15 protein-coding genes and 1 pseudogene are annotated in these 12,250 nt (G+C 61.4%); 8 read left to right on the top strand and 8 right to left on the bottom strand.

Annotation, left to right across the window (positions count from 1 at the left end; translation table 11 throughout):
• Positions 1 to 98: 98 nt before the first annotated feature.
• From AB4Y87_RS23180 to AB4Y87_RS23155, 6 genes and pseudogenes are all read right to left on the bottom strand, one after another.
• A complete protein-coding gene (locus AB4Y87_RS23180; RefSeq protein ID WP_442006598.1) occupies positions 99 to 467 on the bottom strand; it encodes a hypothetical protein in 369 nt (122 codons plus the stop codon).
• 11 nt (positions 468 to 478) lie between these two features.
• The gene (locus tag AB4Y87_RS23175) at positions 479 to 1,201 is read right to left on the bottom strand and encodes a GAF and ANTAR domain-containing protein (protein ID WP_442006597.1); all 723 of its coding nucleotides are present in this window, start codon (positions 1,199 to 1,201) and stop codon (positions 479 to 481) included.
• Positions 1,202 to 1,329: 128 nt separating this feature from the next.
• Positions 1,330 to 1,479 carry an ANTAR domain-containing protein gene (locus tag AB4Y87_RS23170; RefSeq protein WP_442006596.1) on the bottom strand — a complete coding sequence of 50 codons (150 nt, stop codon included), beginning with the start codon at positions 1,477 to 1,479 and terminating at the stop codon, positions 1,330 to 1,332.
• Between the two features lie 155 nt (positions 1,480 to 1,634).
• Positions 1,635 to 2,123 (bottom strand): annotated as a pseudogene (locus AB4Y87_RS23165) (response regulator receiver protein); the annotation flags it as partial.
• Positions 2,116 to 2,412, bottom strand: a complete 297-nt coding sequence (locus AB4Y87_RS23160; protein WP_442006595.1) for a hypothetical protein — start codon at positions 2,410 to 2,412, stop codon at positions 2,116 to 2,118. The gene AB4Y87_RS23160 and the pseudogene AB4Y87_RS23165, both read right to left, overlap by 8 nt.
• A gap of 5 nt (positions 2,413 to 2,417) precedes the next feature.
• Positions 2,418 to 3,137, bottom strand: coding sequence for a GAF and ANTAR domain-containing protein (locus AB4Y87_RS23155; RefSeq protein ID WP_442006594.1), 720 nt, complete (start codon positions 3,135 to 3,137; stop codon positions 2,418 to 2,420).
• Positions 3,138 to 3,351: 214 nt separating this feature from the next.
• Here AB4Y87_RS23155 and AB4Y87_RS23150 point away from each other — a divergent pair, with 214 nt between their 5' ends.
• The 3 genes from AB4Y87_RS23150 (at position 3,352) to AB4Y87_RS23140 (ending at position 5,970) form a co-directional block, all read left to right on the top strand.
• Positions 3,352 to 3,759 (top strand): RidA family protein, encoded by a 408-nt coding sequence (locus AB4Y87_RS23150; RefSeq protein WP_442006593.1) that lies wholly within the window; start codon positions 3,352 to 3,354, stop codon positions 3,757 to 3,759.
• Positions 3,760 to 3,843: 84 nt separating this feature from the next.
• A complete protein-coding gene (locus tag AB4Y87_RS23145) occupies positions 3,844 to 4,848 on the top strand; it encodes a LacI family DNA-binding transcriptional regulator (RefSeq protein ID WP_442006592.1) in 1,005 nt (334 codons plus the stop codon).
• A gap of 18 nt (positions 4,849 to 4,866) precedes the next feature.
• Complete coding sequence (locus tag AB4Y87_RS23140; protein WP_442006591.1) at positions 4,867 to 5,970, top strand: D-TA family PLP-dependent enzyme; 1,104 nt, start codon at positions 4,867 to 4,869, stop codon at positions 5,968 to 5,970.
• A gap of 71 nt (positions 5,971 to 6,041) precedes the next feature.
• Here AB4Y87_RS23140 and AB4Y87_RS23135 read toward each other — a convergent pair whose 3' ends face one another.
• Together AB4Y87_RS23135 and AB4Y87_RS23130 are read right to left on the bottom strand one after the other, a co-directional pair.
• Entirely contained in the window at positions 6,042 to 7,001 is a 960-nt protein-coding gene (locus AB4Y87_RS23135) for a 2-hydroxyacid dehydrogenase (protein WP_442006590.1), read from the bottom strand.
• Positions 6,998 to 8,197: a pyridoxal phosphate-dependent aminotransferase gene (locus AB4Y87_RS23130; protein WP_431117497.1), complete on the bottom strand. Its 1,200-nt coding sequence runs from the start codon at positions 8,195 to 8,197 to the stop codon at positions 6,998 to 7,000. The genes AB4Y87_RS23135 and AB4Y87_RS23130 overlap by 4 nt, the downstream gene beginning before the upstream one ends.
• 157 nt (positions 8,198 to 8,354) lie before the next feature.
• On the opposite strand from AB4Y87_RS23130, the gene AB4Y87_RS23125 reads away from it, so the two are divergent.
• The 5 genes from AB4Y87_RS23125 to ureE all read left to right on the top strand — a co-directional run bounded on the left by AB4Y87_RS23125 (position 8,355) and on the right by ureE (position 11,984).
• Positions 8,355 to 8,975, top strand: coding sequence for a DedA family protein (locus tag AB4Y87_RS23125; protein ID WP_442006589.1), 621 nt, complete (start codon positions 8,355 to 8,357; stop codon positions 8,973 to 8,975).
• 94 nt (positions 8,976 to 9,069) lie between these two features.
• Positions 9,070 to 9,372, top strand: coding sequence for an urease subunit gamma (locus AB4Y87_RS23120; RefSeq protein ID WP_442006588.1), 303 nt, complete (start codon positions 9,070 to 9,072; stop codon positions 9,370 to 9,372).
• An 8-nt stretch (positions 9,373 to 9,380) separates the two neighbouring features.
• A complete protein-coding gene (locus AB4Y87_RS23115; RefSeq protein ID WP_442006587.1) occupies positions 9,381 to 9,764 on the top strand; it encodes an urease subunit beta in 384 nt (127 codons plus the stop codon).
• A complete protein-coding gene (gene ureC, locus AB4Y87_RS23110; RefSeq protein WP_442006586.1) occupies positions 9,761 to 11,491 on the top strand; it encodes an urease subunit alpha in 1,731 nt (576 codons plus the stop codon). The genes AB4Y87_RS23115 and ureC overlap by 4 nt, the downstream gene beginning before the upstream one ends.
• Before the next feature lie 19 nt (positions 11,492 to 11,510).
• Positions 11,511 to 11,984: an urease accessory protein UreE gene (gene ureE, locus AB4Y87_RS23105; protein WP_442006585.1), complete on the top strand. Its 474-nt coding sequence runs from the start codon at positions 11,511 to 11,513 to the stop codon at positions 11,982 to 11,984.
• Positions 11,985 to 12,250 lie beyond the last annotated feature (266 nt).

The following is a 12,250-nucleotide window of genomic DNA, read 5'->3' as shown; positions in this document are numbered from 1 at the left end:
GCCAGGTTGCTGTCGTTTTGGGCCGATCGGCCTCGTAACTACAGCCTTCCGCATTCATGTTGCCGGGGCGTTGCAGATGGATGAGCGCTGTGTGACGGCTAGGAGGGATCGGCTTCGTCGCCGGGAATGTTAGGCCCGGAACCAGGCTCGGAGTCAGCGGAACCCCGCTCGGCGTCACCAGAACCAGGCTCCGAACCGTTCGAATCCGAGGAAGGAAGCTCATCAGCATATGGTGCGTGGGGACCTGCCTGGCTATTCAGGAGCTCGTTCGCTGCCATGGCAAGGAGGTCCCTTTCCAGTTCCGGAACGGAGAGCATTCCCTGCAAGTACGCCTCCACTTCATACTCACCCACGGACCCGCCGATGCTGAAGTACTGCAGCCACAGAGTGCCCGTGTTGATCCGCGCCGCGGAGAGGGCTTCCAGGAGCCTTCGGCGTTGCTCGGGTTCTTTACGTTCGAAGCCCATATCCTGCGGCCTTAGTTGTGGTCTGCCGGGATCCCGGCTACAAGCTCGGCGCTGACTTCCTGCAAGGTCCTGCTCTTGTCGCGGGCGTCCCCTATCAATTGCTGCAGGGCCCGTGCGTGAGTGATCTTGTGGCGTTCCATCAATATCCCGCAAGCCCGGTTGACCAGATCGCGGCTGTGCAGGGCTGCCTGCAGTCCTTCACTGATGCGCTTGGGTGTCTCGGTGCTTTGAATGTGAGAGAGAAGGGTGGCGGCAGGAGAGGAAAAGAGTCCCATGAGGGTGGCCGTATTGCTGTCATAGACAAAGGGCTGGGAAGCATAGACCTTCATTGCGCCAATGCTGTGCCCATTCGCGATCAAGGGTGCGCTGACCACCGATTTGATGGGCAGGGAGTCGACGGCTGTCCGCCATTCCGGCCACCTCGGGTCTGTGCTCAGGTCTTCGATCAGCACAAGTTCTTCCGAAGCCCACGCCGTCAGGCAGGGCCCTTGGCCCAACTCATATTGCAGGAAGTCTGCCTGCTCCACGATGCTGTCCGTGAAACCGGTGCTGGTCCTCCGTGCCTGCGAATCGAGGATGGAGACCCCTGCACCAAGGGTGCCGGGTACGGATTCCTTGATGGCCTGGGAGAGACTTTGAACGGCTTGGTCAACCTTTTCTTCGGTCAAAAGGAGGCCCAAAATCCGGCCGATGGCGCCCGAGAGTTCGTCCAGAGGAAGCTGCTTCTTGGTCATGATCTTCTTCCCGGCCGTTCAGGTCGGCTGGCCGACTGAAACAATCTTTGAAATCGCTGGACTCCCGTGTTCTCAATCCAGCCTAATGGGTTTTGGACGAGAAAAACCGCATCTAGACAGGTTGCTTGCTATTCCTCAAAAGCTGCGGAGATCTTTCGGTCGCCAGCAACGTGGGCGATGATCCCCTGCGCCACTACGCGGAGCTTGATGTTGCGGTGGCTGGACGCGCTGACGAGGATTTGGAAGGCCGCGTCCCTGCTGCAGCGGTTCTGCGCCATGATGATTCCGACGGCGGTGTCGATCGTCGTGCGGGATTCCAGAGCCGCGGTGAGGTTCTCGCGGGCGTCCCGCAACTGGGCGATCTCAACGCCAGATGCAACGCCTTGGCGCCAGTGGCCGTGACACGCTCTGCCGACAAAATGTCCTCGTGGGAAAAACCGTGAGTGCGCGTGGAGTAGAGATTCACTACAGCCTCCGCGGTGCTGTTCAATTCCATGGGAAACGCAAGAATGGAACCCACATTGGTGGCCGCAGCAGCCTGCATGTACTCGGGCCAACGATCTTCGTCGTGGACGTCCGGGACATGGGTGATGGTGCGTGTGCGAAGGGCCGAAAGGCAAGGGCCATCGCCGAAGGTGTTCTGGATTTCGTCCAGCTTCCGGGCAAGGGTATCGCTATCGGCCACGGCCACCGGCTTCTTCTGCCGGATGACTGTGACTCCGCAGGCAATCGTGTTTCCGTTCCTGGTGAGCTTCTTCGCGATCAGTGAGGCGAGGTCCTGGAGGAATTCACGGATATCGGCATTCTCCACCAAGAGGTCCTGCAGATGTTCAACGAAGTCCGTCAGGTCCACGTGATCTTCAACGGGGCCGGCGAAAGGGAGAGGGCTGTTGATGTACCGTGAAGGCTGGGTTTCAGTCATTGTCTTTCCTTACTATTCCTCGGCCTTGCTGCCCTCCCGGTTCCGTCCAACCGTCTGAGGTGAGTTCCCTGAATGCAGTATCCACGAGTTCCATCTGGCCTGGGGCAAGAACCAGAAGCCCATTCAGGTAGGCGTCCAGCACCAACTCATCGGCGTCCCCTCCAATCCCGAAATAGTAGGTCCATAGACTGTTCAGGCTTACGTTTCCGGTTCGGAATCTGTCGGTGGCTTGCTGGCGCTGGTCAAGTTTTCCATGGCGTTCCGGTGTCCCCCAAGGTTCGGCATTCATAGAGCCTACCTACCCTCCTTATCTTCGTGGACTGCCCGCTTCAGAATGTCTTCTGCAATTTCATGGAGCCGCTTATCACTGTTGCGGGATGCCAACTGTATGAGCCTGATGGCGGAGTCCCGGCTGCAACGGTTCTGCACCATGATCAGGGAAATAGCGGCATCCACTATCGCCCGCGACTCCAAGGCGGAACGCAAGTGCACAGGGTATGGATCCGGGGTGTGCAGGCGCAGTGCCAGCCGCAGAATCCTCGATAAGGACTCTGCGTGCTTCTCTATGGATGCCACGGTCTCTGGATCGAAGGTACCTGCTTGGGTGGAATAGCAGTTCAGCGCTGCCCGGGAGTCGTCGTCTGTTGTGATTGGTACCGCCAGCATGGTGGTGATACCTTCCTGCGAAACAGCGTCGGCGTAATGTTGCCAGCGGACGTCGGCCTGAAGGTCCTGAACCAAAACGGTATGTTGCTGGCGCAGTGCGGTAAGGCATGGACCGTCGTCGAACTCGTACTGCTTTTCATCCAGGCGTTTGGCTGCCTCCGTGCTGCTCGCCACCGTGGACGGGCCTCCGTCCCGCTCGACGGTAATGGCACAGAGCATCGGGACATCCCCGCCTAACAAGGAAGCCGAGATGGTGGTCAAGCCCAGAAGGAATTCCGTAAAGCCGGGACTCTCCAACAGCAGGTCCTGCAACTGTTCCGCTGAGGGTACTGCATCGTTCTGGGCCATTCGGCCTCATTCCAGGCAATGCCAGAGCGATTGACTCCAGCTGGCGGCAATGCGCTCGAGTTCGCGCACAGCCCGGATAGTTAACTCCGGACCTTTTTGCCACACCCGAAATCTTCTACTACCGACACTACGCCTGCGCCATGCCGCGCAACAGTGGCGGTGCCTTTACTCGTGGTGGAATGGGCTCAGAACCTACATCAGATGAAGGACTCCCATGCCTAGCGCAGTTACCCTCATTCGCTCCCACCAACTCAGTTCTGCCGCCCAATATGCCTATGCGGCGTCTGTACCGGCCAACACCCGACTGATCTTCCTGGCGGGATCCTGTCCGCTCAACGAGGACGGTTCCACGGCCGGAATTGGTGATTACAGGGTTCAAGCCGAAAAGGCGATCGAGAATATGCGCTTGGCGTTGGAAGCTGCTGGTGCAGAGATAGAGGACGTGGTCTCCACCCGCGTCCTTGTTGCTTCGTCACAGCAAGCGGACCTTGTCACCGCCTGGGAAGTGGTTCGCGAAGCATTTGGGAGCCACGATGTGCCCAGCACCCTGATGGGTGTCACCGTGCTCGGTTATGACAATCAACTAGTGGAGGTCGAGGCGATTGCGGCCGTCCCAGAATGACACCTGCTGGCACCTGATCTGCAACGATGTACCCAGCAACCCCGGCGAACGGATCCGGGGAAGAGCGATTGAAGGAGCACATTGATGGCCGTCACCATGAACGACGTCGCGCGGGCCGCCGGGGTCTCCTTGAAGACGGTTTCCAACGTCATCAACAACTACGAGTTCATCCGGCCCGCAACCAAGCAGCGCGTCCTGGATGCGATCGAAGAACTCGGATACGAAACCAACCTGACCGCGCGCAGCCTCCGTTCCGGCAAGACCAGCATGCTCGGTCTGGTGCTGAGCGACCTCTCGGTTCCGTACTACGCCGAACTCGCGTCGGACATCATGAAGGCGGCGTGGGCCCGCGGCTACCGGGTCCTCGTTGAGCAGTCCGGCAACGAAGCCGACCACGAAAAATCTGCGCTTCAAGGCCAGTTCCGCAGCCTCACGGACGGGCTCCTCTTCATCCCGCTGGCAATGGATGCTGAGCAAATCATCCATTCCGCCGGCAAGAAACCGCTGGTCCTCCTGGGCGAATTCGTGCAGGACCCGCGACTGGACATGGTCCTTATCCAAAACCACGAGGCAGCCGCAGCCGTCACGGCGCACCTGCTGGCGGAAGGCCGCCGTCGTATAGCCGTTTTGGGCGCGCACGACGGCGACACAACCGGCAGCAACGGCCTGCGCCTTAACGGCTACAAAGCTGCGCTCGCTGCCGCCGGCGTGGAGTATGACCCGGCGCTCGTGATCGAATGTGAGTGGCGGCGGGACGCCGGTGCGGACGCGATCGCCCGGCTGCTGGACAGCGGGGCTGGGTTCGACGCCGTGTTCGGTTTGAACGACGCCGTTGCTTTGGGGGCGCTGCACGAACTTCTGGTCCGAGGCAAACGGGTCCCGGATGAAATAGCAGTGGCTGGCTTCGATGACATTGACGAAGCCAGGTTCGCGTCGCCGTCGTTGACCACGGTGGAGCCTGGCCGTGCGGAAATTGCGGAGCGCGCCGTCGAACTCCTCATCAACAGKATCGAAGGCAAGGGTTCCGCGGACAAGGTGGAGCAGCCGGAAGCGGCGTTCTCGCTGCGCGTCAGGCAGTCCGCGCCGTAGGACGTTACTGTTCTAAGAATGAACCACGCAGTCCCCGACGGAATCGTCACGCCCGCCATCATGATCGACGTCGATGTCCTCGACCGAAATATCCAACGCATGGCTTCAAGCATGCTCAGCCGGGCACTGAGGCTCCGCCCGCATGTGAAGACACACAAGACACTGGAGATCGCCGCCAAGCAGCTCGCGGCTGGGGCAGTTGGGCTCACGGTTGCGACGATCGGGGAGGCCGAGGTCTTTGCGGCCGGGGGCGCCACGGATATTTTCATCGCCTACCCGCTGTGGGTAGAGGCGCATCATGCGGAGCGGCTGCGGAAGCTTGCCAGGACGTGCAGCATCGCGGTCGGCACGGATTCGGCGGAAAGCGCGACGGCGATGGGCCGCCAGTTGGGTGCCGACGCCAGAAGTATTGATGTCCTGATCGAAGTGGACAGCGGGCATCACCGCAGCGGAGTCCTGCCCGGAGAAGTGGTGGATGTTGCGCGCGCGGCCGCAGCAAGCGGCCTGAACATTGCGGGCGTCTTCACATTCCCCGGACACAGTTACAAGCCCGGAATGCCAAGGGATGCAGCGGGTAACGAGAATGAGGCCCTTGGCCGTGCTTCCGCCGCACTGGAGCACGCCGGCTTTGAGGTCCGCACCATCAGCGGCGGCTCCACCCCCACCGCGCTGCTCGACGCCGAAACGCTGGCCACCGAGTTGCGCCCCGGCGTCTATGTTTTCGGTGATGCCCAACAGCTTGAACTCGAACGCTGCACGTGGAACGACATCGCCCTGACGGTCGCTGCCACTGTGGTCAGCCGGCACGAGTCCGACGGCGGCAACGTCCGGCGGGTGGTTGTGGACGCGGGCAGCAAGATCCTGGGCAGTGACCGTCCCGACTGGGCCACCGGATATGGGCGCCTGCCCGAATACCGGGAGGCCCGGATTACAGCGCTCTCTGAACACCACGCCACCGTTGTTTGGCCGGACTCTGAGGAGCTGCCGGCACTGGGCACGCGGCTCAGGCTGATCCCTAACCACGTTTGCCTGGCCATGAACCTCGTGGACGAGGTTACTGTGGTTCGTGAGGGCGCCGTGGTGGACACGTGGAAGGTCGCGGCTCGCGGCCGGAACAACTAGTGCTTTATCAGGCTTAAATACTGTGGCGGCGGGTGGAAATTTACCCGCCGCCACAGCAACTGCCGCTTCCCTTAGGCGATGGGAGTAGGCGGCTGTTCACCCTTGAGCACGGCGAGCGTGTTGTCCGCCGCGAGTACTGCCATGGCCGTGCGTGTTTCCACCGTGGCGGAGCCGAGGTGCGGCACAAGCGTCACGTTCTCCAGTTCCAGCAACCATGGATGCACCTTGGGCTCTTGTTCGAAGACATCCAGGCCTGCGCCCGCGATCTGTTCTTCGCGAAGGGCCAAGGCGAGTGCGGCTTCGTCGATGATGGGTCCGCGTGCGGTGTTGACGAGATAGGCGGACTTCTTCATCGTGGCGAGCTGCTCAGCGCCGATCAGGTGATGCGTCGTCGGCCCGTACGGGCAGTGCAGCGAGACGACGTCGGAGATGGTCAGCAGTTCGTCGAGCTCCACTCGCCGTGCGCCGAGTTCCGCGGCGATGGCGGGGTCGATTTCGCTGCGTGACTGGTAGACGATCTCCATTCCGAAGGCCTTGGCCCGGCGTGCTGTAGCTTGGCCGATGCCACCCATTCCGACGACACCCAGGGTCTTGCCCTGCAGGCTGCTGCCGAGCAGGAAGAACATTCCCCATTTCCAGGCCTGGCCGGAACGGATGAGTCGTTCGCCTTCGCCGAGCCGACGGGTGGCCATAAGGATCAGGCCGAACGCGATGTCGGCTGTGGCCTCAGTGAGCACCCCCGGGGTGTTGGTGGCGATGATCCCGCGTTCGGTGCAGGCGGGGACGTCGATGTTGTCATAGCCAACGGCGACGTTCGCGACCACTTTGAGCTGCGGGCCCGCGGCGTCGAGCAGTTCGGCGTCAATGCGTTCGGTCAGCAGGCTCACTATGGCGTCGGCTCCTGCTACGCGGCGCAGAAGTTCCTGGCGGCTGATGGAGTCCGAGCCCTCCCAAGCATCCACCTCGTGTTCGGCGCGGAGCTTCTCGAGTGCCGGTTCGGGCACGCGTCCGGTGACGACTACGCGGCTCATGCCGTCTCGATCCATTCACGCAGGCGGCCCAGGCCATCGCGGATGTCTGGCACTTCGATGCCCGAGTACGCGAGCCGGATGTACTGCCGCTCCTCGCCGGGCAGACGCCGGCCGAAGTGTTCACGCGTGCAGAACGAGACCCCAGTCTTGTAGAGGGCGTCGGATGCGAAGTCGCCCACTGCTGTGTAACCCAGCCGCTGCATGGCCTCGGTGACGTCCGGGAACAGGTAGAACGTGGACTGCGGAACTGCCACGCTCATTCCCGGGATGGCATTGACGATCCCGCACGCGGTATCCCGGCGTTCCTTCAGGATGTCCAGCATCTGCTGTACCGGTTCCTGGGGGCCGCGAAGGGCTTCGATGCCGGCCCACTGCACATAGTGAGTGGTGCATGATTCATCGTTGGTGTTCAGAGTGCTGAGCACTTTCGCTATTTCAAGCGGGGCCACGGCACAGCCCAGCCGCGAGCCCGTCATGGCGAACTTCTTGCTGAACGTGTACAGGATGACGGTGCGTTCGGCCATGCCGGGAAGCGACGCAATGGAGCTTGAGACTCCTTCGTAGCGCGTCTCGAAATAGGCCTCATCGGAGAGTACCCAAAGGTCGTGCTCCTGTGCGATCTGGGCGATTGCCTCGCGTTCGGACGCCGTCGATTCGGCAGAGATGGGGTTCTGCAGATCGTTGTAGATGATCGCGGCCGTGTTCGGGGTGATTGATGCCCGAACCTGGTCGAGGTCGATCGCGAATCCGTCACTTGTGGGCACATAGCGGTAGGGCACAGCGGTGCCGCCCAGATATTCGATTTGGGATTCGTAGATCGGGAACCCGGGGTTGGGGTAGAGCACCTCCTGGCCTGGGTTCATGACGGCCTGCAGGAACTTGGTGATAACGGGCTTACCGCCGGTCATCACCACCACGTTGTCGGGGGAGAATTCCATTCCGCGCCGTGCGCCGAGGTCTTCGGCGAGGGCTTCCCGAAGCTGGGGGATACCGGGACCGGGGCAGTAGCCCGTGTAGCCATCGGTGATTGCCTTGTTCATCGCCTCAACGATGTGAGGGGCCGTTGGGATATTGATGTCGCCAAGGTGGAAGGGGTACACAAGGTTCCCTTTGGCCTTCCAGGCGGCAGCGGCCTGCGCCACGCTGAACGCAGTTTCGGTGCCCAGGCGTTCAAGCCGGTGTGCGAGTTTCTGCATGTGCTGTTTAACTCCTCATCGAGCTGATCACGGGTTTTCACGTGAAGTACTCAACTAGTATATTAGTGATGTATTAGACTGTCTATGGATAGGCGGTCATTAAAACAGCGCCCGCAGCGTCTCCCCACAGACCCGCTCATCTGCCACACTCAACCCCATGCAGTCGTTGTTCGACGGACTCCTTCACGCCAGCCCACTGGTGGTGATCTGCATCGTCTTCGCATTGGTCTTCGCCGAGGACGCCTTGTTTATCGGCTTCGTGATCCCAGGCGAAACAGCTGCCGTGGTAGGGGGAGTCTTCGCCAGCCGGGGTGATCTTCCCTTATGGGGCATGATCCTGGTTGTCATCTCCGCAGCCATCCTCGGTGACACGGTCGGCTACGAGATCGGCAAGCACCTCGGTCCACGGATCATGGCCCTGAAACTCCTGGATAAGAGAAGAACCCAGCTCCAAAAAGCCGAGGATTTCCTGGCCCGCCGTGGCGGCCTCGCCGTGTTCCTGGGCCGCTTCACAGCCTTTTTCCGCGCAGTCATGCCCGCGCTCGCAGGGCTCAGCCGAATGCCATACCGCCGCTTCGCCATCTGGAACTTCACGGGCGGCATCATTTGGGGCGCCCTGTTCGTGACCTTGGGATTTGTTGCAGGGAACTCTTATGAAGAGCTAGCCCATGCGGTGGGGCGCGGCGCCGCAGTGGTGGTGGGCGCCGTCGTGGTTGTCATCCTGGCCGTGTGGCAGATCCGAAAGCATCGAACGGCGGCCAAACCCACAGCTGACTGAGACCCTCTGGAAACGTGGCGGAAACTTCCAGTCCTTACGCTGATCACAAACTGTCCCTTCGTGTGCACCCAGGTAGCAGCTTTGAGGAGAATCAATGCATCTTTTGCCCCGTGAGCAGGAAAAACTCATGATCGTGGTGGCTGCCGATCTGGCCAGGCGAAGGCAGGCGCGCGGATTAAAGCTGAACTATCCGGAAGCCATCGCGATCATCAGCTACGAACTCATCGAGGGCGCCCGCGACGGCAAATCCGTTGCGGAGCTCATGAGCTACGGGACCACATTGCTGCGCCGCGAAGACGTGATGGAAGGCGTGCCCGAGATGATCCACGACGTCCAAATCGAGGCCACATTCCCCGACGGCACCAAGCTCGTCACTGTCCACGCCCCCATTCGATAGGAGCCCCCATGATCCCCGGTGAATACAGGCTGCGCCCCGAGCCCATCGCGTGCAACAGCGGCCGTGAGGCGATCGCCGTCGAGGTTGTCAATCGAGGTGACCGGCCAGTCCAGATTGGCTCGCACTACCACTTCGCGGAGGCCAACCGCGCCCTGGAATTTGACCGTGAAGCCGCTTATGGCCGGCGTCTGGACATCCCCGCCGGCACCGCAGCCCGTTTCGAACCGGGCGACAAGAAGACCGTCCAGCTGGTGGAGTTGACAGGTTCCCGCGAAGTTTTCGGCTTGAGCAACGCTGTCAATGGAAGGCTCGACGGCGGTGCTCGCGTTGGCGGGACCTCCCGCGCAGCGGTGGCTATGACAGACGTGGCTATGGAAGGAGACGCCAAATGAGCTTCGAGCTTCCCCGCCGGCAATACGCCGAGCTGTACGGCCCAACGACAGGTGACGCCATCCGGCTGGCAGACACCGAACTCTTCCTCGAAATCGAGAACGATTACACCGTCTACGGTGAGGAAGTGGTGTTCGGGGGCGGCAAAGTAATCCGCGACGGCATGGGCCAAAACGGCCAGGCGACGCGCTCCGAGGACATCCCTGACACGGTCATCACCAACGTCGTCGTCCTGGACTACTCAGGCATCTACAAAGCCGATGTCGCCCTGAAAGACGGCCACATTTTCAAGATCGGCAAAGCCGGCAACCCTCAGATCATGGACGGCGTGGACATCGTGATCGGTGCCAGCACGGAGATCATCGCGGGCGAACGGAAAATCCTCACGGCTGGCGGCATCGACACCCACATCCACTTCATTTCCCCTGAACAGGTTCCCACTGCACTCTGCAGCGGCGTCACCACGATGGTCGGCGGCGGCACTGGACCGGCGGAAGGAACCAAAGCCACCACCATCACGCCCGGATCCTGGCATATCTCGCGGATGCTCCAGGCCGCCGAAGGCCTCCCCATCAACATAGGCCTGTTCGGCAAGGGCCACGCGTCCGCCGTCGAACCCCTCGCAGAGCAGATCCGCGCAGGTGCCGTCGGGCTCAAAGTCCACGAGGATTGGGGCTCCACCACGTCGTCCATCGACATGTCCCTGCGCGTGGCCGACGAATACGACGTCCAGGTAGCCATCCACACCGACACCCTCAACGAGTGCGGTTTCGTGGAAGACACCATCAAGGCGATCGACGGCCGGGTCATTCACACATTCCACACCGAGGGCGCCGGCGGTGGCCACGCGCCGGACATCATCAAGATTGCCGGGCTACCCAACGTGCTTCCGGCCTCCACGAACCCCACGTTGCCGTACACAAAGAACACCATCGAAGAGCACCTGGACATGCTCATGGTCTGCCACCACCTCAACCCGGACATCCCGGAAGACGTGGCCTTCGCGGACTCCCGCATCCGTGCCGAAACCATCGCAGCCGAGGATGTCCTTCACGATCTCGGCGTCTTCGCCATCACGTCCTCGGACTCGCAGGCAATGGGCCGCGTAGGCGAGGTGATCATCCGGACCTGGCAGGTGGCCGATGCCATGAAGCGGCAACGCGGGGTTCTTCAGGATCCGTCTGGCGCTGTGCATGGTTCTGCCGGATCCGACAACTTCCGGCTCAAACGCTACATAGCCAAATACACCATCAACCCCGCCATCGCTCAGGGCATGGCGGACGTCATCGGCTCCGTGGAAGAAGGGAAATTCGCGGACCTGGTGCTGTGGGACCCCGCGTTCTTCGGAGTTAAGCCCGAGCTCGTCATCAAAGGCGGACAAATCGCCTACGCACTCATGGGCGACTCCAACGCCTCCATTCCCACACCGCAGCCTCGCACCATGAGGCCCATGTTCGCCACCTACGGGCGAGCCCTCCAACAGACGTCCATCACGTTCCTCTCCAAAGCCGCGATCGACGCCGGAGTGCCGGCCGAACTGGGACTCGAACGCATCATCCGGCCCGTCACCGGCATCAGGAACCTGCGCAAAGCCGACCTGAAATTCAACGGCGAAACCCCGGACATCGTCGTCGACCCCGAAACCTACAAAGTGACAGTGGACGGCGTCGAAGCCACCTGCGAACCCTCCGACGTGCTGCCCATGGCGCAGCGCTACCACCTCTTCTAAACACCATCCCGGAGACCAAATGATTATCGAAAAAATCCTCGGCAACCTCCACGAACAGCCCGACGCCTATGCCGCCCACCACAAAGAAAAAGTCGTCCTCCCCAGCGCCCTGCTCGTCAAACGCATCCAACGCGTCACCACCGACCACGGCAAAGAACTCGGCATCCGACTCCCCACCGGATCCGGCGACCTGCGCGACGGCGACATCCTCGCCGCCGACGACACCAACCTCATCGTCATCTCCGTGCTGCCCACCGACGTCCTCGTGATCGCGCCGCGCAGCATCCACGAAATGGGGGTGGTCGCGCACTCGCTCGGCAACCGGCACCTGCAGGCACAATTCTTCGACTCTTCATCCGAGTACGGCGCTGAAGTCATGGTTTGTCAGTATGACCACACTGTCGAGGACTATCTGAAGAGCGTCGGCGTCCCCTACGAGCGGCAGGAGCGGGTCATGCCGGTTGCCTTCCGCCATGCTGAGCATTCGCACTAAAGCTGTGCTTCGCGTCAGGTTGGGTGTCCGTGGCTGGGGCGCCGCCCCGGGATTTGGGCCGTGCCCGCTTCGCGATGCCCTCCACACCGCGGCCCAAAATCCCGGGCCGGCTGCGGTTTGTCGGCTCACCTTCGGCGGTGCGCTTTGAGCGCGGGATATCAGCKGGCTCTTCAGCAATTGACTGACTCGGCGTTGCCTACGGGGGCGTTTGCTCATTCTTTGGGGTTTGAGAGCTACATACATCGGTTTGAGAGCTACATACATCG

The organism is Paenarthrobacter sp. RAF54_2 (assembly GCF_052113945.1).
GTDB lineage: Bacteria > Actinomycetota > Actinomycetes > Actinomycetales > Micrococcaceae > Arthrobacter.
The sequence above is the reverse complement of the archived record's forward strand: the minus strand, read 5'-3'. Positions and strand labels throughout refer to the sequence as shown.